The sequence below is a fragment of the Labrys neptuniae genome (assembly GCF_040797145.1).
GTDB lineage: Bacteria > Pseudomonadota > Alphaproteobacteria > Rhizobiales > Labraceae > Labrys > Labrys neptuniae.
The window spans coordinates 26,252-49,431 of sequence record NZ_JBFNQD010000021.1 but is presented as its reverse complement, the minus strand read 5'-3'; the positions used below and the strand labels follow the sequence as shown (position 1 = coordinate 49,431).

General features: G+C 62.9%; 21 protein-coding genes. 15 read left to right on the top strand and 6 right to left on the bottom strand.

Translation table 11 applies throughout. The features are described 5' to 3' along the window. Positions 1–35 precede the first annotated feature (35 nt). A complete protein-coding gene (locus tag ABXS05_RS31270) occupies positions 36–713 on the bottom strand; it encodes an aspartate/glutamate racemase family protein (RefSeq protein ID WP_367626620.1) in 678 nt (225 codons plus the stop codon). 2 nt (positions 714–715) lie between these two features. Further along, entirely contained in the window at positions 716–2,170 is a 1,455-nt protein-coding gene (locus ABXS05_RS31265) for an MFS transporter (protein WP_367626619.1), read from the bottom strand. Between the two features lie 198 nt (positions 2,171–2,368). On the opposite strand from ABXS05_RS31265, the gene ABXS05_RS31260 reads away from it, so the two are divergent. The 4 genes from ABXS05_RS31260 (at position 2,369) to ABXS05_RS31245 (ending at position 6,409) form a co-directional block, all read left to right on the top strand. Beyond that, positions 2,369–3,211 (top strand): MurR/RpiR family transcriptional regulator, encoded by an 843-nt coding sequence (locus tag ABXS05_RS31260; protein ID WP_367626636.1) that lies wholly within the window; start codon positions 2,369–2,371, stop codon positions 3,209–3,211. 305 nt (positions 3,212–3,516) lie between these two features. Then, complete coding sequence (locus ABXS05_RS31255; protein WP_149251715.1) at positions 3,517–3,978, top strand: DUF4126 family protein; 462 nt, start codon at positions 3,517–3,519, stop codon at positions 3,976–3,978. Further along, positions 3,975–5,357, top strand: coding sequence for an FAD-containing oxidoreductase (locus tag ABXS05_RS31250; RefSeq protein ID WP_367626618.1), 1,383 nt, complete (start codon positions 3,975–3,977; stop codon positions 5,355–5,357). The genes ABXS05_RS31255 and ABXS05_RS31250 overlap by 4 nt, the downstream gene beginning before the upstream one ends. Before the next feature lie 248 nt (positions 5,358–5,605). Next, the gene (locus tag ABXS05_RS31245) at positions 5,606–6,409 is read left to right on the top strand and encodes a hypothetical protein (RefSeq protein ID WP_367626617.1); all 804 of its coding nucleotides are present in this window, start codon (positions 5,606–5,608) and stop codon (positions 6,407–6,409) included. 197 nt (positions 6,410–6,606) lie between these two features. Here ABXS05_RS31245 and ABXS05_RS31240 read toward each other — a convergent pair whose 3' ends face one another. Next, complete coding sequence (locus ABXS05_RS31240; protein ID WP_311942427.1) at positions 6,607–7,494, bottom strand: MurR/RpiR family transcriptional regulator; 888 nt, start codon at positions 7,492–7,494, stop codon at positions 6,607–6,609. Positions 7,495–7,806: 312 nt separating this feature from the next. On the opposite strand from ABXS05_RS31240, the gene ABXS05_RS31235 reads away from it, so the two are divergent. The 5 genes from ABXS05_RS31235 (at position 7,807) to ABXS05_RS31215 (ending at position 13,568) form a co-directional block, all read left to right on the top strand. Next, on the top strand, positions 7,807–8,625 hold the full coding sequence (locus ABXS05_RS31235; protein WP_367626616.1) for an ABC transporter ATP-binding protein: 819 nt from the start codon (positions 7,807–7,809) through the stop codon (positions 8,623–8,625). Positions 8,626–8,635: 10 nt separating this feature from the next. After that, the gene (locus ABXS05_RS31230) at positions 8,636–9,478 is read left to right on the top strand and encodes an ABC transporter permease (RefSeq protein ID WP_246683813.1); all 843 of its coding nucleotides are present in this window, start codon (positions 8,636–8,638) and stop codon (positions 9,476–9,478) included. Between the two features lie 129 nt (positions 9,479–9,607). Continuing rightward, entirely contained in the window at positions 9,608–10,741 is a 1,134-nt protein-coding gene (locus tag ABXS05_RS31225) for an ABC transporter substrate-binding protein (RefSeq protein WP_437178715.1), read from the top strand. 245 nt (positions 10,742–10,986) lie between these two features. Then, the gene (locus ABXS05_RS31220) at positions 10,987–12,072 is read left to right on the top strand and encodes a Gfo/Idh/MocA family protein (RefSeq protein WP_367626614.1); all 1,086 of its coding nucleotides are present in this window, start codon (positions 10,987–10,989) and stop codon (positions 12,070–12,072) included. Between the two features lie 65 nt (positions 12,073–12,137). After that, entirely contained in the window at positions 12,138–13,568 is a 1,431-nt protein-coding gene (locus ABXS05_RS31215) for an amidase (protein ID WP_367626613.1), read from the top strand. Between the two features lie 146 nt (positions 13,569–13,714). Here ABXS05_RS31215 and ABXS05_RS31210 read toward each other — a convergent pair whose 3' ends face one another. Further along, on the bottom strand, positions 13,715–14,848 hold the full coding sequence (locus ABXS05_RS31210) for a site-specific DNA-methyltransferase (protein ID WP_311942435.1): 1,134 nt from the start codon (positions 14,846–14,848) through the stop codon (positions 13,715–13,717). 307 nt (positions 14,849–15,155) lie between these two features. Between ABXS05_RS31210 and ABXS05_RS31205 the strand changes: the two genes are divergently transcribed. From ABXS05_RS31205 to ABXS05_RS31185, 5 genes are all read left to right on the top strand, one after another. Beyond that, positions 15,156–16,136: an ABC transporter substrate-binding protein gene (locus ABXS05_RS31205; RefSeq protein WP_367626612.1), complete on the top strand. Its 981-nt coding sequence runs from the start codon at positions 15,156–15,158 to the stop codon at positions 16,134–16,136. Between the two features lie 353 nt (positions 16,137–16,489). Further along, entirely contained in the window at positions 16,490–18,061 is a 1,572-nt protein-coding gene (locus tag ABXS05_RS31200) for a sugar ABC transporter ATP-binding protein (RefSeq protein WP_367626611.1), read from the top strand. Next, complete coding sequence (locus ABXS05_RS31195; RefSeq protein WP_311942157.1) at positions 18,054–19,010, top strand: ABC transporter permease; 957 nt, start codon at positions 18,054–18,056, stop codon at positions 19,008–19,010. Before ABXS05_RS31200 ends, ABXS05_RS31195 begins: the two co-directional genes overlap by 8 nt. Next, on the top strand, positions 19,010–20,047 hold the full coding sequence (locus tag ABXS05_RS31190) for an ABC transporter permease (protein WP_367626610.1): 1,038 nt from the start codon (positions 19,010–19,012) through the stop codon (positions 20,045–20,047). The genes ABXS05_RS31195 and ABXS05_RS31190 overlap by 1 nt, the downstream gene beginning before the upstream one ends. A gap of 9 nt (positions 20,048–20,056) precedes the next feature. Next, complete coding sequence (locus ABXS05_RS31185; protein WP_105862358.1) at positions 20,057–20,503, top strand: RbsD/FucU family protein; 447 nt, start codon at positions 20,057–20,059, stop codon at positions 20,501–20,503. A gap of 210 nt (positions 20,504–20,713) precedes the next feature. On the opposite strand, the gene rnhB is transcribed toward ABXS05_RS31185, so the two are convergent. After that, entirely contained in the window at positions 20,714–21,286 is a 573-nt protein-coding gene (gene rnhB, locus ABXS05_RS31180; RefSeq protein ID WP_068284723.1) for a ribonuclease HII, read from the bottom strand. 186 nt (positions 21,287–21,472) lie between these two features. Here rnhB and ABXS05_RS31175 point away from each other — a divergent pair, with 186 nt between their 5' ends. Beyond that, complete coding sequence (locus ABXS05_RS31175; protein WP_311942170.1) at positions 21,473–21,925, top strand: hypothetical protein; 453 nt, start codon at positions 21,473–21,475, stop codon at positions 21,923–21,925. Positions 21,926–21,984: 59 nt separating this feature from the next. Here the strand turns inward: ABXS05_RS31175 and ABXS05_RS31170 are convergent, their stop codons facing one another. Further along, a complete protein-coding gene (locus tag ABXS05_RS31170) occupies positions 21,985–23,109 on the bottom strand; it encodes a PA0069 family radical SAM protein (RefSeq protein ID WP_311942173.1) in 1,125 nt (374 codons plus the stop codon). Positions 23,110–23,180 lie beyond the last annotated feature (71 nt).

The window sequence follows — 23,180 nt, the reverse complement described above, 5'->3', positions numbered from 1 at the left end:
TACCGTTCGCGCGTCTTCCTTGCCACGGGCGTTGGTCAATTCCGGTGCCCGTTACCGTTCTCGATCGCGGCGATCATCAGATCCACCGCCGAGCCGATGGGCGCGATGATGGGGATGTCGAATTGCGTGCGCAGATATTCTGCTGCCTCGCCCAGCGGCCCGCCGCCGATGATCACAGCTTCCGCGCCGTCCTCGATGCACTGCCTCACCGCGGCTGCCAGCTCGCAGCGCAGGCGTTCCGCATCATCGGCAAGCTTGACCGGATCGCCCGGCGTGCAGCGTATGCCCGTATAGAGGTGTTGAAGCCCCAGGCTTGCGGCACGCGCCGCTATGGCTTCGGCCAGATCCGGTGTGACGGTGGCGACGCCGAATTTGCGTCCGCCCTGCGAGGCGTCGATCATGGATGCCTCGCAGATGCCCATGACCGGCACCTGCAGGTTTTCCTTGAGGTGGACGACGCCGGGGTCGCCATAGGCACTGACGATGATGCCGATGCAGCCCGCATCCTGCGCCCGGCCGATCTCGATGACCTGGCTTGCCGAGGCGGTAAGCTGGGTTTCGTTGACGATCATCGAGGGGCTGCGGGTTGCCGTGGCGGCTTCCAGCCGAAGCCGCCCATCCGCTTTGCGGCGGGCAATGGCCAGCATCATCCCCGTGGTCGCTTCCGAGCTGTTGGGATTGATCAATAGGACATGAGGGGACGATGCTTGCATTGTCAGGCCTGTTCTCTGGCGATTTTGGTAAAATCGACGGTCGGGGTTTCGGATTCGGCCGGTTGGGTCAGGTCTTCCATGGAACGGCCATAGGTCTCGGGCCCGAGCTGAATGCAGAAGGCGAAGACCGCATACATCGAGGCAGCGAGGCCGAAGACCCCGAGCATGCCGAGATTGTCGAAGAGGAAGCCCGCCAGGGTCGGCACGACCGAGCCCGCGGCCGAGCCGCTCGCCAGGATCAGCGCCACGCCGAAGCCGCGAATGCGGGTTGGATAGAGTTCGGGCGCATAGATCCAGATCGAGGTGTTGAGCAGCAGCACGAAGAACTGGAAGAGCGCGCCGAAGAACAGCACCAGATAGAGACTGTTCCCCAGACAGACGATGGCCAGGGCTGCCGCGCAGGCACAGACGGAGCCGATGCTCAAGACCCTCTTACGCGGGAAGTAATAACCGAACATCGAAGCGGTGATCGCCCCCAGCACGCTGCCGCTCTGGATGATCATGCTGAAGAGCAGGCTGCCGGAGAGCGTGTGGCCCATCGACATGAAGATCATCGGCATGAGGGTGAGCACGGAAAGCTGTGCCCCGTAGCTCATCAGGATCGCGATCGCCACGGGAATGGTGCGTCCGAGATAGGGTGCCTGGAACAGCTCCCGCCAGCTGCTTTTCGCAGGCTGGTCGCTGCCGTCTTCGGGTTTCGACAGATAGGCCTTGATCCGCAATTCCTTCGGGCGCAGCGAGCCTGAGGCCAGGATGGAGAGCACCTTGTTGGCTTCGTCGATCTTGCCCTGCGAGGCCAGGAAACGCGGTGTTTCCGGCACGTAGCGGCGGAAGAACACGACGAGGAAGGCCGGGATCGCCAGCACACCGAAAAGCCAGCGCCAGGCGTCGTCCCCCGCGAACAGGGTGAAGACCACGAGCCCGAAGGCGGGGGCGAGGAAGTTCCCGAAGCCGCCGGCGCCGACATTGACCAGGCCTGCCGCGGTGCCGCGGAATTTCGGCGAGCAGAACTCGGCAAGCATGGTGACGGCCGTGGAGATCTCGCCGCCGACTCCGAAACCGACGATGGCGCGCGCGATGCAGAGCACGCCGAAGCTCGGTGCAAGCGCGCAAAGCGCAGACCCGAGCGTGAACAACAGCAGATTGATGGTCAGCATGACGCGGCGGCCGTAGCGATCGCCGAGGATGCCGGAGAGGAGGCGACCCGCAGCCGCACTCGCGAAGGTGATGGTGTTCAGGAAACCGATGTCGGCGCCGGTGAGGCCCCATTGCGCCTTCAGCATCGGCGCGATCAGCCCGATGGTGTTCTGCTCGAAGGCGTCGAACAGACATCCGATCAGGATGAGTGCGAGAATCTGCTTGTGGGCCGTGGTGACGCCGATCGTCCCCAACGCCTGTTCCATCTGCTTTTGTACCGGCGACGATGCGCCGGATGGGATCATCTGTTCCCCTGCCATGGCGATTTAATCCTCTGGATGACGTTTTGAAATTATTTTTTCATATTTAAACTCAAAGAAAATATTTTTGCAATTGGTATTTTTGTTTCTTGTTCAGGGCGCCGATTTGTAAGGATTTTGGGCGATGTGATTGTACAAGCGGTCAAAATCTCTTACTGCTCAGAGCGCCCTGAAAATGAGATTTCAGCTGTCTTGGCCATGCAGTCTACCGAGAGATCATTCCTGACCCGCGTGCGGGACGTCCTCGACGAGCTTCCGCCGGCCGAACGGCGGCTTGGGGAATTCGTATGTGATTTTCCCGGTGAACTGGCGAGCTACTCGGCATCGGAACTGGCGACCTTGGCCCATGTCTCCAATGCCACCGTGACGCGGTTCGTGCGCCGCCTGGGCTATGAGACCTACGAGGAATCGCGTCGCCACGTCCGCCAGGAGAGGCAGACCGGATCGCGGCTGTTTCTTTCCAGTGCGGCTGATGCTGTTGCCGGCCAGTCGCTTTCCAGCCATGTCGGCCAGGCCATCGCCAATCTGGAGCAGACCTTTCTGTCGATCCGCGAAGCCCAGATCGATGCGGTGGTGGATGCCATGCTCGGCGCGCGCAGGACCTGGGTCGTGGGTTTTCGCTCCAGCCAGCCCTTTGCCGCCTATCTGCAATGGCAGATGCTGCAGGTCATCGACAATATCGTCGCCATCCCCGGCCCGGGCCATACACTCGGCGAATATCTGGCGAGCATTGCAGCGGACGACGTGGTGGTGGTTTTCGCCTTGCGCCGCCGCATTGCCAAGCTGGACGATATCCTGGCCGCCATCGAGAGGAGGGGCGCCAAACTGCTCTACATCACCGATGAGGGCGCGCCTCTGCGCTCCTCGGCACAATGGCATTTTCATTGCCAGACCCTGGCGCCCGGCCCCTTGTTCAACCACACGTCGGTGATGGCGCTGTGCCATCTCATCACCACCCGCGCCATCGAGAAAGCCGGTGCCGCCGGGCGCAGGCGCCTGCGCGACATCGAAACCTTCGGGGATGCGCTCGAGGAACTCTAGCTGTGTCAGGAGGACCGGTGCCCAGAGCAGTGCAGTTGCCTTGGGAAAGACGCTCCGATTTGTCACAGCCGGGCTTGACCCGGCTATCCGGAAGCCATGTGCGCAAGCGGCCAAGACGCCGGATTACCGGGTCAAGCCCGGCAATGACAAAGCTCGCGCCAACTCAAAGATCCGTAGGTCAATTGCAGGGGTTCTAGGGGCGATATTGGAACCTGTTGCCGAGAAGGTCTCCTCTCCCGCGAATGGCTATTGCGTTTATACCATCCTACCTCCAGCATGAGGGCTCATCGGCACAGGGGGGCTGCATGTCGTTGCTCGGCGCGTTTCTGATCGGCGTGGTCGCGGGGCTGCGCACCTTCACCGCTCCTGCCGCCGTGAGCTGGGCGGCCTATCTGGGCTGGCTGCCGCTGGACGGCACGCCGCTGGCCTTCCTCGGCCATCCCGTCACAGCCTATGTCTTCACGGCGTTGGCCCTGCTGGAGTTCGTCGGCGACCAATTGCCCTCGACGCCCAGCCGCACGGTGCCGATGCAGTTCGGCGCCCGCCTCGTCAGCGGTGCCTTCAGCGGGGCTGCGATCGGATTGGCCGGCGGTTCCTGGCTGGTCGGGCTCGTCGCCGGCGTGGTCGGTGCCATCGTCGGCACGCTGGGCGGCCATGAGTTCCGCCGGCGCCTAGCACTTGCCTTTGGGCGCGACCTGCCGGCCGCCCTTGTCGAGGACGCCGTGGCGGTCCTCGGGGCGCTTCTGATCGTCAGGGCGCTGGTATGAGCACCGCGTTCGACGCCATCATCATCGGGGCCGGCCAGGCCGGACCGTCCCTGGCTGGCCGCTTCAGTTCGGCGGGGCAGCGTGTCGCCGTGGTCGAGCGCAAGCATGTCGGTGGAACCTGCGTCAATACCGGCTGCATGCCGACGAAGACCCTGGTGGCCAGCGCCTATGCCGCCCATCTCGCGCGCCGCGCCGACGATTATGGCGTGGTGCTGGGCGGCGGCGTCGGCATCGACATGAAGAAGGTCTGGGCCCGCAAGCAGGCGGTGACCATGAACGCGCGCACCGGGCTGGAGGACTGGCTCGGCGGCATGCCGGGCTGCAGGCTGATCCGGGGCCATGCCCGCTTCACCGGCCCTCATGAGATCGAGGTCGATGGCGAGCGGCTGAACGCGCCGAAAATCTTCCTTAATGTCGGCGGGCGGGCTCTGGTGCCCGACATGCCGGGGCTCGATGGCATCGATTATCTCACCAACACCTCGATCGTGGAGCTCGATACGCTGCCCGACCATCTCATCGTGATCGGCGGGAGCTATATCGCGCTCGAATTCGCGCAGATGTATCGCCGCTTCGGCTCTGAGGTCACGGTGATCGAGCGAGGACCACGCCTGACTTCGCGGGAGGACCCCGATATTTCCGATGCCATCCGCGACATCCTGGCCAAGGAAGGCATCGATATCCGCCTCGGGGCGACGCAACTCGCCTTTGCTTGCGATGGCGGCGGGGTTGCCGTCACCGTGGCGGGGGAGGGGCAAAGTCCCATGCGGATATCGGGCTCGCATGTGCTTGTCGCCGTCGGCCGGGTTCCCAATACCGACGATCTCGGCCTGGACAAGGCCGGCGTGCACACCGATGAGCGCGGCTATGTCATCGTCGATGATGAGCTGCGCAGCAACGTCGAGGGCATCTGGGCGCTCGGCGATTGCAACGGCAAGGGCGCCTTCACCCATACCTCCTACAATGACTACGAGATCGTCGCCGCCAATCTGTTCGATGCCGATCCGCGCCGGGTCAGCGACCGCATCACCGCCTATGCCCTCTATATCGATCCGCCGCTCGGACGCATCGGGCAGACCGAGGAGGAGGTGCGCCGGTCCGGACGGAAGGCCCTGATCGGCAAGCGGCCGATGACGCGGGTCGGCCGGGCGGTCGAGAAGGGCGAGACGCAGGGCTTCATGAAGGTGATCGTCGATGCCGACAGCCATGCCATTCTCGGAGCGGCCATCCTCGGTGTCGGCGGCGACGAGGTCGTCCACGGCCTGCTCGACGGCATGTATGCCAAGGCGCTCTACACCACCATCCAGCGCGCCGTGCATATCCATCCGACCGTTTCGGAGCTGGTGCCGACCATGATCGGCGAGATGCAGCCGCTGGTGTAGCGGCGCATTTCATGAATGATGGAAACGGAAGTATTGGGAATCGATTGTGGAGAGGGTGGACGCATGCGCTAGGCCGGTTGCAAAACTGGTTCGCGGAAACAGGCTTTTGCAGCCGATCTCCACAACGCCAGCACCGCCAGCATTTGATGTAAACGCTTCGGAAATCAGTAATTTAACGGAAGGGGGATGATAAAAATGGTCCCTGTAACAGACATTGAATCGCAACGTGAAGTACATAACAATCTGTCATGGCTCCCGATAAACGCGCTCTCGAAATCTTGACCAGCATGTTCTGGTCTTCTTCAGGCTGGAAGCGCGCCCCCTCGGTGTCTCCCGAGGACTTCGCCTATGCCAAGGCGCAAGGATTGATGTTCGATCCGGTCGAATTTTCGCATGACGAGGTAGTAGACGCGGTGGTAAACGCCGTGGCCGGAACTAGCCGTAAAGCAATTGCTCACGCTTTTATATCGAGTCTTGGATCGAGACGACTTGATCTTCGCTCGGCGATGGGAAGCTACGCAGTTGGCCTACATATGAAAACACATTCGAAGGCCGTCTGCTGCGGAAACCAAAGTTGCGCTTATTGTGGTGCGTACGACAAAGCGAATGCAGATCTCAATGTCTTGAGCTTCGAGCGAATTAAATGGGGTGGGGTTCGTCACGACAATCCCCGCTACATAGCATTCGATCTTGAGGCGTTTGCTGCGAGCGAGAGTGTCGCTCCGAAAGAGGCCGATTATTTGATTCTCCGATCCGTTCTCAATGTGGCGAAATCCATGCCCCCGACAGCGCGGCTGGGTGATTTGGAACGGGCGCTGTCCAAGCTGTTGCCTTCCAACAATGCGGAGCGGCGTATTCTGATCGGCATCCTTGGATACGCAGGCATTCTGGTAGATCCCAGTCGACCGGACTTTCGGCGACAATTCGTATCGAGTGCAGAACGCGAACGGACCCCTTGGCATAAGGATGACTGGCCTTATCCGGTCCAGTGGTGGAATGGCTCTTGCGGCGTGAACCAGGCGGCGATCGATGAATGGTTTCCCGATCTCTGACGAATAACTACCTTCCTTCAATCCGAGACCTTTGTCGCCGCAAAATCTCCGATTAAAGCTGCACTTCTATGCCTGAGTTTTGCAACCCATTTAGCTTAGGATTCTGCCCTCTCCCACAAACGGGCCGGCGTTGTCCCCATTGAGCCACTCTGCGGCGAGGGAAGTAGATGCTAGAGCATCTCTCCGCAGACAGCCTCTCAATCCCCCAGAGGTTCCATCTCCTTGCCGGCACGGCGGATCTGCACATTATATTTGATACGGCGCAGCGTCTCGCGGGCCGAGCCGCCGAGCTTGTAGCCGGTGGCCGTCGCCATCAGGTCGATCAGGGTCAGGAAGGCAAAGCGCAGGGCCGTGGGCTTGAGCGTGTCGGGGAATTCGGGCACGGCCACGGTCAGCCTCACGTCGCAGGCGCGGGCGAGATCGGTGTCGGGCGCGGTGACACAGATGGCGGTGGCCCGGTACTGGCGGGCGATCTCCACCGCCTCGACGACTTCGCGCGTGCGCCCGGTTGCCGAGATCGCGATCACCACGTCCCTCGGCTTCAGGGTCGAGGCCGTCATGCGCATGACATAGGGGTCGCAATGGGCCGATACCGCGACGCCATAGCGAAACAGGCGATATTGGGTTTCCTGCGCCAAGGCGGAGGCGCTGCCGCCCAGGCCGAAGACGGCGATCTGGCGGGCACCGGCGATCAGGTCGGCCGCCTTCTGCAGTTCAGCGGGATCGAGCTGGCGCTCGGTTTCCTGGATGGCACGATGGGCCTCACCGAATACGGCATTCCAGTACGGCAGTTCCGGGGCCTGGTAGCCGGCATTGGTGCCCGGCTTGCCGAGATAGAGCCCGCCAACCACCAGGCTCTGGGCCAGGCGCAGCTTGAAGTCCCTGACGCCCTCGCAGCCGATGGCGCGGCAGAAGCGAGTGACGGTGGGTTCGCTCACTCCGGCTCGCCTGGCAAGCTCGCCATTGGAGGCGGCGACGGCGGCCTCGACATCTTCGAGCACCACATCTGCGACGCGCCGCTCGGCCGGGCGGAGTTCGCGATAACCGTCCTTCACCAGGGAAATGATGTCCGGGATATGGGTCATGCGCTCGGAAGCGGCGCTGCCCGGCTCACTCGCCTTGCCGTGCCGGGACGCTCGCTTCCTGTCCTGGCTCATCAGGCGTTTCTCCCTGGGATTAAAGTGTGCACCGTCGCGGGACAGCGTGATCCATGTAGGAAAGTAACACAACCTTCATGTTGCAATAACACAAGATAATTCCGATAGATAGAAGGTATTTCGGTGCGCTGGTCCTGCAATGGTCCTACCATATGCTTGACACTAAAGTAGGATAGTTACACAGTGCTGACTGCGATGAGATGGCCCTTGAGGGCCACGGCGCATTCTCCGAGGGATGGAATGAAAACGGGGCTGGCATCACACCCGAAGCTTGCCGTGCGGGAGGCGAGCAAGGTCTATCACACCGCTTCGGGCAATCTCGTTGCGCTGGACCGCTGCAGCATCGATATCCAGGCCAACCAGATCATCTCCATCGTCGGGCCCTCGGGGTGCGGCAAGACCACTTTGCTGTGGTCGATGTCCGGCCTTCACCGCCTCTCCAGCGGCGAAATCAGGCTGGACGGCAAGGCCATCACCGGCCCGCATCCCGATATCGGCCTCGTCTTCCAGGAAGCCAACCTGCTGCCCTGGCGCAACCTCGACGCCAACATCGCCTTTCCCTTCGAGATCAAGGGCACCCGTCCCGACCGGGCCTGGATCGACCATCTCCTGCAGCGCGTCGGCCTTGCCGGCTTCGGCGGCAAGTTCCCGCGCGAGCTTTCCGGCGGCATGCAGCAACGGGCGTCCATCGTGCGTGCTCTAGCGCTCAAGCCTTCGGTCTTGCTGATGGACGAGCCCTTCGGTGCCCTCGACAGCTTCACGCGGGAGGAGATGAACAGGCTGGTGGAAGAGATCTGGCTCGATCGGCCGACCACCATCGTCTTCATCACCCACAGCATCGAGGAGGCCATCTTCCTCTCGGACCGGGTGATCGTGATGAGCGCCAGGCCCGGGCGGGTGGCAAGGGAATATCAGGTGCCCTTCGCGCGCCCGCGCTCCCTGGAGATCATGGCCACCAAGGAGGTCTTCGACCTGCAGAACGCCATCAAGCTGGACATCGTCGGCGGCCGCGCCAGCCAGACGCAGGCGCTGCTGCGCAGCGCCGTGGCCGCAAGCTGAGGATATCGCCGTGAGTGACGCCGTTCCCCAATTTTCCAAGGCGAAGTCCGGCGATGGCCGGGATGTCAGCCTCACCAATCTGTCGGCCTTTTCCTCCGGCCCCGGCATCAAGTCCGGCTTCGAGATTGCCGCGATCATCGCGGTCGCGGTGATCCTGATCGGCGGCGCGGAGGTGGCGCTCCGGCTGTTCAAGGTGCCGCTCTATATCATGCCGCCGCCGAGCGCGATCGCCACGGCGCTGTTTACCGAGTTTCCGCTGATCCTGCCGCATCTCGGCTACACGCTGGTGGAACTGGGTGGCGGCTTTGCAATCGGTGCCTGCATCGGCCTGATCCTTGCCGCCTTGATCACCCAGTTTCCTTTCGCCGAGAAGATCATCGCGCCCTATATCCTGCTGCTGGTCACCACGCCGATGCTGGCCTTGGTGCCGCTGCTCATTCTGCGCTTCGGCTTCGGCTATACGCCGAGGATCATCGCGGTGGCGCTTGCCGCCGGCCCGATGGTGATGATCAACGCGGCGACCGGCTTCCGGCGGGTCGACAATGCCAAGATCGCGCTTGCCCGTTCCTATGGCGCCTCGACGCTGCAGATCTTCTGGAAGATCCGCGCACCGATGGCCCTGCCGATGATCCTGGTCGGCCTGATGATCGGCGCCATTTTCGGTCTGCTGACGGCTGTCGGCGCGGAAATGGTCGGCGGCGGCTTCGGGCTCGGCAACCGTCTGACCACCTATTCCTCCATGATCCAGATGCCGCAATTCTTCGCGGTGGTGCTGGTGCTCTCCATCCTCGGCATCCTGATCTACGTGCTGTTCTTCCTGATCGGCAAGAAATGGGCAAGCTGGGAAGCCTGAGTAGGAAAGCCAATGATAGCACGGCGTTAGAGCGAAAAGACCACACACCATTCGAACTGCCGGAAACAGGCAGGGCCCAACCGGAGGAAAGCCGTGACGAAGAACGAGACCGTATCGATCGAGCCGGGGATGAGCCGGCGCTATTTCCTGCAGGTGGGTGCCGGCGGCCTGGTGACGGCGACGGCCCTCGGCGCCTCCGGCCTGCTGACGCCGGCCCGTGCCGCAGCCTATGAGAAGTTCACCTGGATCTCGCCGCGCGGCACGCTGGAAGTGCTCGACGACTATCCCTATTGGGCGGCGAAGAAGGCCGGTTATTTCGGCGATCTTGCCACCGACATGCAGCCTGGCCCCTCCGACGGTACGGCGACGGTGAAATTCGTCGATGTCGGCCAGGCCGACATGGGTTTCCCGTCCCCGGGCGTGTTCTCCTTCGCCATCCAGAACGGCATGAAGCTGAAATCCGTGTTCCATATGGGTGCCCGCGACACCTTCAGCTTCGCCTTCCGCAAGGGCGAGGGCACCAAGGATCTCAAGACGCTGGAGGGCAAGACCATCCTGCTCGGTTCGGCTGCCTGGCAGGCGATCACCGATCCGCTGCTGGCCGCGCAGGGCGTCGATGTCAAGAAGGTGAAATATGTCGAAGCCGGCTGGCCGACCTGGGGCACGGCGCTGGCCGGCGGCCAGGGCGATGCGGCCCTGTCCTGGGAAGGGCTCAGGGCGGAATGGATCGCCAAGGGGCTCAGCTTCGACTACTGGCTCGGCGTCCAGCATTCGAAATTCCCGGCCAATACCTTCGTGGTGCGCAGCGCCGATCTCGAGGATCCCGATCGCAAGGCCTTCCTGGAGAAATATCTGCGCGGCTGGGCCATGGGCCTGGAATTCGGCTACCAGAACCCGCGGGCGGCGGTGGAGGCGGTGTTCGAGCAGTTCCCGACGCTCGCCAGCAATCTCGGCCCGGAACTCGGCACCACCTCGATCCTGCAGCAGGTCAACGTCTTCCGCGGCGACATGGACAAGCGCGGCGGCTGGGGCTGGCACGACATGGCGAGCTGGCAGGGTTTCTTCGACCAGATCCACAAGATCGGCCAGATCACCTCGCCGGTGAAGGCGGAGGATGTGCTCACCAACGACCTGATCAAGCCGGCCAATGATTTCGACAAGGCCAAGGTCAAGGCCGACGCCGATGGCGCCAAGCTTTCGGACGGCTTTGCCAAGGTCGACGTCGAGAAGATCAAGGCGAACCTGTTCAACGGGGCGCTGTAGGGGGAATGTGGTTCACATAGGGAGGTAACGCTGCGATTTGTCATAGCCGGGCTTGACCCGGCTATCCAGGATCCCGCGAAGGGGCTGGATTGCCGGGTCAAGCCCGGCAATGACAAAGGTGGCGCAAGCTCCAGGACGCTCAAGTGAACTGCATCGGTCCTTTAGGGGTCGCTTTGCAAAGCTTTGAAATCCGGCGCGGATCCCGGTCTGCGTCGGACCATGTGATTGGCATTGGGGGAGGGCGCATGTCCGACAAGGTCAGGATTCTCGTGGTGGGGCTCGGCAATATGGGGGCCTCCCATGCCAGCGCCTATCATCGCAATGATGGCTTCGAGATCGTCGGCATCATGAGCCGTTCGATCAAGTCGAAGCCCGTGCCGGCCGAACTCGAAGACTATCCGCTGTTCGAGGATTACGAGACCGCGCTGAGGGAGACCCGGCCCGATGCGGTCTCCATCAATTCGTGGCCGAACACCCATGCCGACTACGCGCTGAAGGCGATCGAGGCCGGCTGCCATGTCTTCATGGAAAAGCCGATCGCCACGACGATCGAGGATGCGGAGAAGGTGGTCGCCGCCGCCCGCGCCAAGAACCGCAAGCTGGTGCTCGGCTATATCCTGCGCGTGCATCCGTCCTGGGTGAAGTTCATCGAAATGGGCCGGACCTTGGGCAAGCCCTTGGTGATGCGCCTCAATCTCAACCAGCAGAGCAGCGGTCCGGCCTGGCACTGGCACAAGAACCTGATCGATTCCCTGATCCCGATCGTCGATTGCGGCGTGCATTATGTCGATGTGATGTGCCAGCTCACCGGCGCCAGGCCGCTGCGCGTGCACGGCATCGGTGCCAAGCTCTGGCAGGAGGCGGCCCAGCAGAATTACGGCCACCTGCACGTCACCTTCGATGATGGCTCGGTCGGCTGGTATGAGGCCGGCTGGGGCCCGATGATGAGCGAGATCGCCTATTTCGTGAAGGATGTGATCGGGCCGGAAGGGGCGGTCTCCATCGTCGCCGGGCAGACCGAGAGCGCCAAGCAGGGTGAGGAACTTTCCGATTCCGCCGACATCGATCGCCACACCAAGACCGATGCCATCAAGATCCACTACGCCAAGGTCGACGCCGACAAGAACTTCGCCAAGCCGGACGAGATCTTCAGCATGGAGGACGAGCCGGGTCACCAGGAATTGTGCGACCGCGAGCAAGCTTATTTCCTCAAGGCCATCCGCGAGGATCTCGATCTCACCGAATCCATGGCGGCGGCGGTGAACAGCCTGCGCATCGTGCTGGCTGCCGAGCAGAGCATCCGGGAAAAGCGGGCGATCGAGCTGAGCTGACCGGCCCGGCGCGCGCGATTAGTGCGCGCCGTCCCTTCGATTTTCATCACCAAGGATTGATTGTCATGACGTCATTGCTGGAGACCTATGTCGAATCCGATGCGCTCGGCCTGGCCGCGCTCGTGCACAGAGGCGAGGTGTCGCCTGTCGAAGTGGCGGAAACCGCCATCACCGTGATCGAGCAGGTCAATCCGAAGCTCAACGCCGTCATCCACCGGCTCTACGACATCGGACGGGCAATGGCCGCCAAGGTCGACCGCAAGGCGGCTTTTGCCGGCGTTCCCTTCCTCGCCAAGGAACTCGCCAGTTCCTGGGAGGGCGCACCGCTCACCAATTCGTCGCGCTACCTGAAGGATCTGGTGGCCGAGAGCGATTCGGTATCGGTGCAGCGCATCAAGGCGGCCGGCCTGGTGCTGCTCGGCAAGTCGAATGCGCCCGAGAATGGCTGGTCGATCTCGACCGAGCCCAAGCTCTACGGCGCCACCATCAATCCCTGGAAGGAAGGCATCACCGCCGGCGGGTCGAGCGGCGGTACGGCGGCGGCCGTGGCCTCGCGCATGGTGCCGATCGGCGAGGCGAGCGATGGCGCCGGCTCCATCCGCGTTCCCGCCTCCTGCTGCGGTATCGTCGGCCTGAAGCCCTCGCGCGGCCGGGTAACCCTCGCTCCGGCGGGAGACTTCTGGTACGGCGGCGCCTATTTCCTCTGCCATTCGCGCAGCGTGCGCGATACGGCCGCCTATCTCGATGCCGTTGCCGGCGCCCTGCCGGGCGATCCCTATACGCCGCCGAGGCCGGCGCAGAGCTGGCTGGAACTGTCGAAGCGCGCGCCTGCGCGGTTGCGCATCGGCTACACCGTCACGCCGGCCAATGGCACGCCGATCGATCCCCAGGTGAAGGCGGCGGTGCTGGCGACGGCGAAGGTGCTGGAAGGTCTCGGCCATGTCGTCGAGGAACACGACATGGCCTTGGACGGCAATGACGCCTGGAAGACCTATACCCATATGTCTCCGGTCGAGACGGCCGCGATGTTCGACGGACTGGCCGGCGTGATCGGGCGTCCCGTCACCCGGGACGATGTCGAGCCGGTGACCTGGGCGGTGATCGAGCGCGGCCGGTCGATCAGCGGCGTGGAACATGCCCGCGATGTCTGGAAGCTGCGCGAACTCAGCCGCGCCATCGCCGAGGACCTTGCGCCCTACGACATCTTCATCACGCCGACCCTGACGCAATTGCCGCGTCCGATGGGTTATTACGACATGTCGATGACCGATCTCGACCAGTACAATGCCAGATGGACGGATGCGGTCTTCGCCTTCCCGTTCAATCTTTCCGGCCTGCCCGCGATCTCGCTGCCGCTGGGCTCGACGCCGGACAGCATTCCGATCGGTGTGCAGCTGGTCGGGCGTTATGGCGACGAAGCGAGCGTGCTGGCGGTGTCGACGCAGCTGGAGCAGGCCATGCCCTGGAAAGACAGGCGCCCGGCTATCAGTGCGTGAGGTGATAGATGCCTTCTCCCCTTGTGGGAGAAGGTCCCGGCAGGGGGATGAGGGGTGTTGGCGCATAGGTCGGTGAGGCAGAGTTGCTCCCCTCATCCGTCATTGCATTCGTAATGCCACCTTCTCCCGCAAGGGGAGAAGGAAGCTCACCCGGCTGCCGCTAGTTCCTTGCGCAGAATGGCGCGCAGCTCGTCGATCAGCACCGGCTTGCCGCCGTCGTCATAATGCCAATAGGTCCAGCCATTGCAGGCGGGCAGGCCCTGGGCGAGGGCGCCGATCTTGTGGATCGATCCGACGATGTCGCCGAGCATGATCGAGCCGTCGACCCGCACGCGAGCCTGATGGCGGCCATTGGCATCGGTCAGGATGGCGCCGGGCTGCAGGAGCTGGCGTTCGATCACGTTGGCGAAGGGAATGCGCGGTTCGGAGCGTTTCTCGGCCGGTGCCAGCATGGCGGCATCGTCGACAGGCGCGGCGAGGGCGATGCGTTCGCGGGCATGGGCGATATAGGCCTGGTCGCGTTCGATGCCGACGAAGTGGCGGCCGAGCTTCTTGGCGACGGCGCCGGTGGTGCCCGAGCCGAAGAAGGGGTCGAGCACGACGTCGCCCGGCTTGGAGGCGGCGAGCAGGATGCGCCCCAGCAACGCCTCCGGCTTCTGGGTCGGATGGGCCTTGCGCCCCTCGTCGTCCTTGAGCCGTTCGGAGCCGGTGCACAGCGGAATCAGCCAGTCGGAGCGCATCTGCACATCCTCGTTGCCGGCCTTCAGCGCCTCGTAATTGAAGGTGTAGCGTGAGCGCTGGTCGCGCGAGGCCCAGATCAGGGTCTCATGCGCATTGGTGAAGCGCTTGCCGCGGAAATTCGGCATCGGGTTGGATTTGCGCCAGACGATGTCGTTGAGGATCCAGAAATCGAGATCCTGCAGGCTGGCGCCGACCCGGAAGATGTTGTGGTAGGAGCCGATCACCCACAGCGTGGCATCCGGCTTCATCACGCGCTTGACGGCGGCGAGCCAGGCCCTGGTGAAGTCGTCATACTCGCGCAGGGAGGCGAACTTGTCCCAGTCGTCATCGACGGCATCGACCATGGAATTGTCGGGCCGCTGAAGATCGCCGCCCAACTGAAGGTTATAGGGCGGATCGGCAAAGACGAGATCCACGCTTGCGGCTGGCAGGCGCTGCAACGCGGCAATACAATCGCCTTCGATGATGGTATCGAGCGGTAGAACCGCGCCCGCCACAAGCGACGAACGCGATTCTACACGCTTCAACCCAGGGCTCATCCGAAGCGCTTGGGCGGCTCCGGTACGCGAGATACTCATGGGGTACTCATACGCAACGCTTACTGACAACACGTTGGATCCTGGGCTGGTTTGGTAAATTCCGCGTTGCCGCCGCGATAAAAATTTCGTGCCGGAACGGGACGCTTGTGTCGTGGCCGAGCTTGCTTGTGATTGTCCGGGTTCTGCTCAAATTGATGACTTGACGCGGTTCAAATTGTCCGACCATTCTAGCCGCCGACCCTGGCACGGAAACTGCGCTGCCATCGGTCCGGGCCCGTCGGAACAAGGGCCCAAACGGGAGAGAAAAATGATCACGCGTCGTTCCTTGCTGCAGATCGCGGCCGGCAGTGCTGCGTTCACCGGCCTCGGGCTGGTGCCGGCCTATGCCGACCTGCCCAAGCTGAAGAAGAAGGATACTTACAAAGTCGGCTTTGCGCAGACGGAGAGCAACAATCCCTGGCGCCTTGCCCAGACCGCCAGCATGAAGGACGAGGCCCAGAAGCGGGGCTGGCAGCTCGTCTACACCGATGCCGCCGGCTCGGCCGCCAAGCAGGTTGCCGACGTACGCTCGATGATCGCCCAGAAGGTCGACGTCATCCTGCTGTCGCCGCGCGAGGAAAAGCCGCTGGTGCCGGCGGTGATGGAAGCCAAGAAGGCGGGCATCCCGCTCTTCCTCATCGATCGCGGCGTCGATGTGAATCTCGCCAAGGGCGGCAAGGATTATGTCGCCTTCATCGGCTCGGACTTCATCAAGGAAGGCGAGATGGCTGGCGAATATCTGGCCAAGGCCGTCAATGGCAAGGCCAAGATCATCGAATTGCAGGGCACGGTCGGCTCTTCTCCGGCCAATGACCGCAAGACGGGCTTCGAGAAGGCGATCAAGGCCTATCCCGACATAAAGATCATCGCCTCCCAGTCGGGTGACTTCGCTCGCGACAAGGGGCGCCAGGTCTTCGAGACGCTCTACCAGGCCCATCCCGACGCCACCGCCCTCTATTCGCATAATGACGAGATGACCATGGGCGCCATCGCCGCCATGGAGGCTGCCGGCAAGGTGCCGGGCAAGGACCTGATCCTCGCCTCGATCGACGGTACACGCGATGCGGCCCAGGCCGTTTCGGATGGCAAGATCCTCGTCCTGATCGAATGCAATCCGAAATTCGGTCCGGCCGCCTTCGATGCCATCGTCAAATATGCCGCCGGCGAAGCCGTAGCGCCGCGTCTCGTCAATACCGACCGGCTGTTCAACAAGGACAACATCGCTGCTTATCTGCCGGAATCCTATTGATCCGGCTGTTGTAAGGCACTGACCCCTGTCGCTGCCGGGCTTGGCTCCTTGCGGCTCGTCCACTTGGAGTTGGCGCGACCTTTGTCATTGCCGGGCCTGACCCGGCAATCCAGTCCCTGTTGCCCGATCGGCTGCGTGGCTTCTGGATAGCCGGGTCAAGCCCGGCTATGACAAAAGGGAGCGTTTCCTCCTTGAGTGGGCCGCATTGGGTCTCGATCGGCAATCCAGCTCTTCTTTTACGATGGAGAGCCTGGATGTCCGGATCGAGCCCGGACATGACAAAGATTGAGCCTATGCTCGATTGTTTACAATGATAGAGGCGGGTTTTGCCGCCATTATGAGCCGGAGACCGAATGGCAGCATCGTCTGCGCTTCTTTCCATGGAAGCCATCACCAAGAGCTTTGGCGGTGTCAAAGTCCTGCATGGCGCGACCCTCGAGATTGCTCCTGCCGAGGTCATGGCCTTGGTCGGCCAGAACGGGGCCGGCAAGTCGACCATGATCAAGATCCTCAACGGTGCTCATTCGCATGATGGCGGCACGATCACCTTTGGAGGGGCGCCCTGGCAGGCGAGCTCTCCGCAGCAGGCCCAGCGCCTGGGGGTGAGCACCATCTTCCAGGAACTCAACCTGATCGGCTATCGCTCGGTTGCCGAGAACATCTATCTCGGTCGCGAGCCCAAGCGTGCGGGCCTGTTTATCGACTGGAAGGCGATGAATGCCGGCGCGCGGGAACTGCTGGCCCGTTTTGACGTCAATATCGACGTTACCCAACCCTTGGGGGGATTCCCCACCGCCATCCAGCAGATGGTGGCGATCGCTCGCGCGGTATCCTTCAAGGCCCGCCTGGTGATCATGGACGAGCCGACCTCCTCCCTCGACGAGGCCGAAGTGGCGGTGCTGCTGCGCACCATCCGGCAATTGAAGAGCGATGGGGTCTCGGTGCTGTTCGTCACGCACAAGCTCGACGAGCTCTATGCGGTCTGCGACCGGGTGACCATCATGCGGGATGGGCGCACGGTCGCCGTTTCGGCCATGCAGGAGATGCCCAAGCTCACTCTGGTCACCACCATGCTTGGCAGAGCCCTGGCCGAGGTAATGGCCGGCCCCACCGCCGCTGAGCGCGACGAAGCGCCGTCACGCCGGGAGGAATTGCTCGGCGTGCGTTCGCTTGCGGTCGGTCGGCGGGTGAGCGACGCCACGCTTTCGATCGACAAGGGCGAGATTGTCGGACTGGCCGGCCTGCTCGGTTCGGGGCGGACCGAGACCGCTCGCGCCATCTTTGCCGCCGATCGCCGGGCCAAGGGAGAGATCGCCTTCGGCGGCGCCAGGACGGATTTCCGTTCGCCCGCCGAGGCCATCAAGGCCGGCATGGGTTTCTGCTCGGAGGATCGCAAGGTCGAGGGCATCATTCCCGACATGTCGGTTGCCGACAATCTCACTCTTGCACTGATGCCTGCCCTCTCTCGCTCCGGCCGCTTCGACATGGCCGAGCAGAGGCGGATCGTCGAGCGCTTCATCAAGGAAATCGGCATCAAATGCTCGAGCCCGGATCAGAAGATCCGCGAATTGTCCGGCGGCAACCAGCAAAAGGTCCTGCTCGCTCGCTGGCTGTGCATGAATCCCAAACTTCTCATTCTGGATGAACCCACCCGCGGCATCGATGTCGGTGCCAAGGCGGAAATTCTCAACCTGATCCGGCGCTTTTCCGCCGAGGGCCTCGGCGTGCTGGTGATTTCGTCCGAACTTGAGGAAATCATCGAGGCAGCGACCCGCGTCTTCGTGCTACGCGACGGCTTGAGCGTGGCGGAACTGCGTCCGCCCGATATCAGCGAGGACAGCATCATGGCCGCCATGGCCCACGGCGCCAGCCCTGTCGCCGAAGAGACTGGAACGCCAGCCCACGGAAAACCCGGCCATGCGTGACGTTCCTGCGTTCCTGCAGCGCTACGGTGTCTTCATCGCGCTGCTGCTTCTGATCGGCTTCAATTTCGCCGTCACCCCCAATTTTGCTACCACCCAGACCTTGCTGCTCAACCTCACCCAGGTCTGCACCATCGTGATCGTCGGCATCGGCATGACGCTGGTGATCGCGACCGGCGGCATCGACCTGTCGGTCGGCTCGCTGATGGCGATCGCCGGTGCGCTGTCGCCGATGATCTTCACCGGCAAGCTCGTGGATTTTCCCAGCCTCTATGTCGCGATCGCCTTCGGTATCGTCATTCCGGTGCTGGTGGCCGGCCTGTTCGGCCTGTTCAATGGCTGGCTGATCACGCGCTACAACATCCAGCCGATCATCGCGACGCTGATCCTGTTCATCGCGGGCAGGGGGCTTGCCCAGGTCTCCACCAATGGCGACCTGCAGGTCTTCAAGGTCCCTGAATTCCAGGCGATCGCGCTCGGCAAGGTCCTGGGATTGCCGTTCCAGGTCTGGATCATGGCTGTTCTGGTGATCGCGGCCGCCTATGTGCTCAAGGGCACCGTCTTCGGCCGCCAGGTCCTGGCGGTCGGCGGCAATGAATCGGCGGCCCGGCTCGCCGGCGTGCCGGCCGCCCGGGTCAAGGTGCTGGTCTATTTCATCTGCGGGCTGTGCGCCGGCATTGCGGGTCTCATCGAGATCGCCATGAACTCGGCGGCCGATGCCAATCTGATCGGCATGGGCAAGGAACTCGATGCCATCGCTGCGGTGGCCGTGGGTGGCACGCTGCTTTCGGGCGGCAGGGCCACCATCGTCGGCACCCTGTTCGGAGCCCTGATCATCCAGCTGGTGCGCTATACCTTGCTTGCCAACGGCGTGCCGGATGCGGCGGCCCTCATTGCCAAGGCGGTGCTGATCGTGCTCGCCGTCTGGCTCCAGCGGCAGGGAACGGCGTGATGAAGAAATTCCAGTTCACGCCGGTGATCGGCGTCCTGCTCGCCCTCGTGCTGCTCGCGGCCTTCGGTGCCTGGCGCTATGACGGTTTCCTCGGCACCTACAACATCCAGACCGTGCTGCGTTACAACTCGATGTTCATGCTGGTGGCCCTCGGCATGTGTTTCGTGATCATGACCGGCGGCATCGATTTGTCGGTCGGCACCACCGCCGCGCTGGCGAGCGTCGTGTCCGCCTATCTCAGCTCCTATGGCTTGCTTGCCGGTGTGGCTGGCGGGCTTGCGGCGGGGGCGATTGTCGGCCTCATCAATGCGCTGATCATCACCCGCCTGAAGATCCTGCCTTTCATCGCGACGCTGGCCACCATGCTGGCGGCACAGGGTACGGCCTTGCTGCTGGCCAACAACCAGTCAGTTTCGGCTTCCTACGATACCGCCTTCACCGTGCTCGGACAGGGCGATCTGCTCAGCTTCATCAGGCCCGAATGGGTGGACGCCGAAAATGCCGGCATCGCTGCGAATATTCTCGGCTTCGTCCTCAGTTTCCCGACGCCGGCCTGGATCGCCTTGGCGGCCTATATCGTGGGTGCGGTGACCCTCAACTCCACCTCCTTCGGCCGGCACGTGCTGGCGGTCGGTGGCGGCACGGAAGCCTCCCGCCTGATGGGTTTGCCGGTCAATCGTACCATCTTCGCTGTTTATGTGATCTCCGGCGTGACGGCCGGCATGGCGGGCGTGATCCTGGCCTCGCAATTCGGGGCGGGGCAGCCGATCGAAGGCATTGGCTGGGAGCTGATCGCCATCGCCTCGGTGGTGGTGGGCGGCACGCTGCTGACGGGCGGCAAGGGCTCCATTGGCGGCACACTGGCCGGCGCCTTGCTGCTCGGCCTGATCTACACCATCCTCAATTTCGAGAACGGCATGGGCTGGATCTCGCTCTCGGCCTATTGGCAGTCGGTGGTGCGCGGCGCCTTCCTGCTGGTCGTCGTCATCCTGCAGGCCAAACTCATGCAGACCAAGCCTGCGCAGATCGCAAAATAGGAAAGTATCATGCTCAAGAACATCGATCCGTTGCTGAATGCCGATGTGCTCTATGCCCTCCGGGCCATGGGCCATGGCGATACGCTGGTGATCTGCGACACCAATTTCCCGGCCGACTCGGTTGCCCGCGAAACGGTGCTGGGCGATCTCCTGCGTATCGACGGCGTAACGGCGGCGCGGGCGGTCGAGGCCGTGCTTTCGGTCGTGCCGCTCGACACCTTCGTCGACGACTCGGCCCGCCGCATGGAGATCGTCGGCTCGCCTGACGAAATCCCGGCGGTCCAGCAGGAGGTGCAGGCGGCCATCGACAAGGCGGAAGGCAAGTCCTGGCCGATGACCTCGATCGAGCGCATGGAATTCTACGAACACGCCAAGAAAGCCTATTGCGTCATCGCCACCGGCGAGCGCCGCTTCTATGGCTGCTTCATCTTCCGCAAGGGCGTGATCGCACCGTAGGAGGTGTTGCACCCCTCATCCCCCTGCCGGGACCTCTAGTCAACTCAAGGGAGTTGACGGCACCCGCAAGGGAAGAAGGAGCCTTTGTGGGACAGGCCGCGCGATGTTGAAGCGGCCGGATGTGGCAAAAGCGAGCCCGATGAAATCCCTTCTCCCCTTGCGGGAGAAGGTGGCGGCAGCCGGATGAGGGGGACGCGCTGTCCCTCCTCTTCAAACCCGATAAGCCTTGAGCCTGCCGAATGTCAGGCGGTGGTGCGGGCAGGGGCCATGCGTGTCGATGGCGGCGGTATGTTCGGCTGTGCCGTAGCCCATATGGCGCTCGAAGCCATAGAGCGGATAGGTGACCGCCAGCTTGATCATCAGGCGGTCGCGGGTGACCTTGGCGATGATCGAGGCAGCGGAAATAGCCGGCACCAGGGCATCGCCGTCGATGATGGCGCGGGCCGGAAGCTGCAGGCCGTGCGGCACGTCCTTGCCGTCGATCTCCACCGACGAAGGGCGCAGGGACAGGCCCCTGACGGCTCGCCGCATGGCGTCGAGCGTGGCGCCGCGGATGTTGAGCCGGTCGATCAAAGCCGGGCTCGAAAAGGCAACCGACACCGAAAGCGCCGACGCCATGATCTCCTGATAGAGCTCCTCGCGTCGTGCCGCCGTGATGACCTTGGAATCGGCCAGGCCGACGGGCACTCTGTCAGGATCAAGGATGACGGCGGCTGCCGAAACCGGGCCGGCCAGCGGTCCCCGGCCAGCCTCGTCGACGCCAGCGAGAAGAAGTTTTGTCATGAACTGGCGTTAGAAGATTCCTGCCGACAGGTCCAGCGCGGAGGATGGGTCGAAGCTGTACCGATACAAATCGTGACTTGCTTTGTATCTCTGCCGTGTCAAGTTGAGCCGCAATATTTCACGGCATGTTGCCGACGACGGTAGCTGGCGTCTGGGCAGATAGCGTTTGTTGCAGGGCGAGGTGGAATGCAAAAGAACGTGACCGATATCGAGGCAGTTGCGCCTTCTCAGGACCATCAACCCAAGAGCGAAGTGGCATCAACTCCGGCTCCGGCCAAGGCCGGCCTGGCCTCCGACAATGTTTTCGATCGTCTGGTGCATGACGAAGAGGATGTCGTCGGCCTCCTCGCGTTCTCCCTTTCCATGCAGAACAAGCGTGACTGGCTGGTGGCGTTCAAGAAGGAAGTCGGTCGTGACCCGACACCCCAGGAACTCGCCGCCTATGACATCGGCGAGCGGATCGATCGTCGCCTGGCGACCTATCGCAAGCTCGCCGAGCACGCCTTGGCCGGCAATTCCTTCTGGGCCTCGGCCACCCTGACACCAGTGAGCGAATTGCCCGGCCCCACCGTGAGCGAGCCTTCTTCTGCCCCGGCCAAGCCACAGCGCTCGTCCTGGTTCGGCAACAGCAAGGGATGACTGCCACCCGCTGGCCAGATGGCGGGGCAACGCGACCGATGGACGAAAGAGTGGCTTGATCAGAACAATGCCAATTGTTCGCCCATCCGCACCGGGCGGGTGAACAGGTCGGTGCGCAGTTTCAGCCGCCTGGCGTTGATGCCGAGCCGCGCGGCTGCCAGTTCGAAGCGCCGGCCGATCATCCAGGCATAGGGCCCGGTGCCGGACATGCGCAGGCCCCAGCGTGAATCATAGTCCTTGCCGTCCCGGCTCGAGCGCATCAGCGAGAAGACATGGTTCATGGCATCGGGGCGATGCTCGTTGAGCCAATCGCGCATCAGGCCCGAAATTTCCAGCGGCAGGCGCAGCATGACGTAACCCGCCTCGCGGGCACCAGCCGCACGGGCCGCCTCGAGGATGCGCTCGATCTCGGCATCGTTGATCTTGGGGATGATCGGCGCCACCATCACCGTCACGGGAATGCCGGCATCGGCCAATTGGCGCATGGCCTTCAGCCGCAGGGACGGCGTGGCCGCGCGCGGTTCGAGCGAGCGGGACAGCTTGGCGTCGAGGGTGGTTACCGACAAAGCGACCTTGACGAGGCCACGCCGGGCAAGACGCGCGAGAATGTCGATGTCGCGCGTGATCAGGCCCGATTTGGTGACGATGCCGACCGGATGGCTGGCTCTATCGAGAACCTCCAGGATGGAACGAGTAATGCAGCGCTGGCGCTCGATCGGCTGATAGGGATCGGTATTGGTGCCCATCGCGATGGTGCGCGGCTGGTAGTTCTTCGCCGACAACTCCTTTTCCAAGAGGGACGCGGCATTCGGCTTGGCGAACAGTTTGGTCTCGAAGTCGAGCCCCGGCGAGAGGCCCATATGCGCGTGCGTCGGCCGGGCGAAGCAATAGACGCAACCATGTTCGCAACCGCGATAGGGGTTGATCGAACGGTCGAAGGAAATGTCCGGCGAGTCGTTGAAGGTGATGATCTTGCGGGCCTGCTCCTCCTGGATTTCGGTGCGCAGGGTCGGCAATTCCTCGATCGAGTTCCAGCCGTCATCCTCGATGAAGCGCGACAGCCCCTCGAAGCGCCCACTGGCATTGGAGCCGGCGCCGCGTCCCCGCCGCCGCTCGATGTCGACAACGGTCGTGCCCACCGGCACCGCATCGGTGAGAGAGACCTTGCTTATCGGCACGCCCATGGCCGCCTCCGCGAATCAAATTTCTCTGTTCCCATTAGAACAAAAAGAGAACATTCGGGCAAGCGAAACCA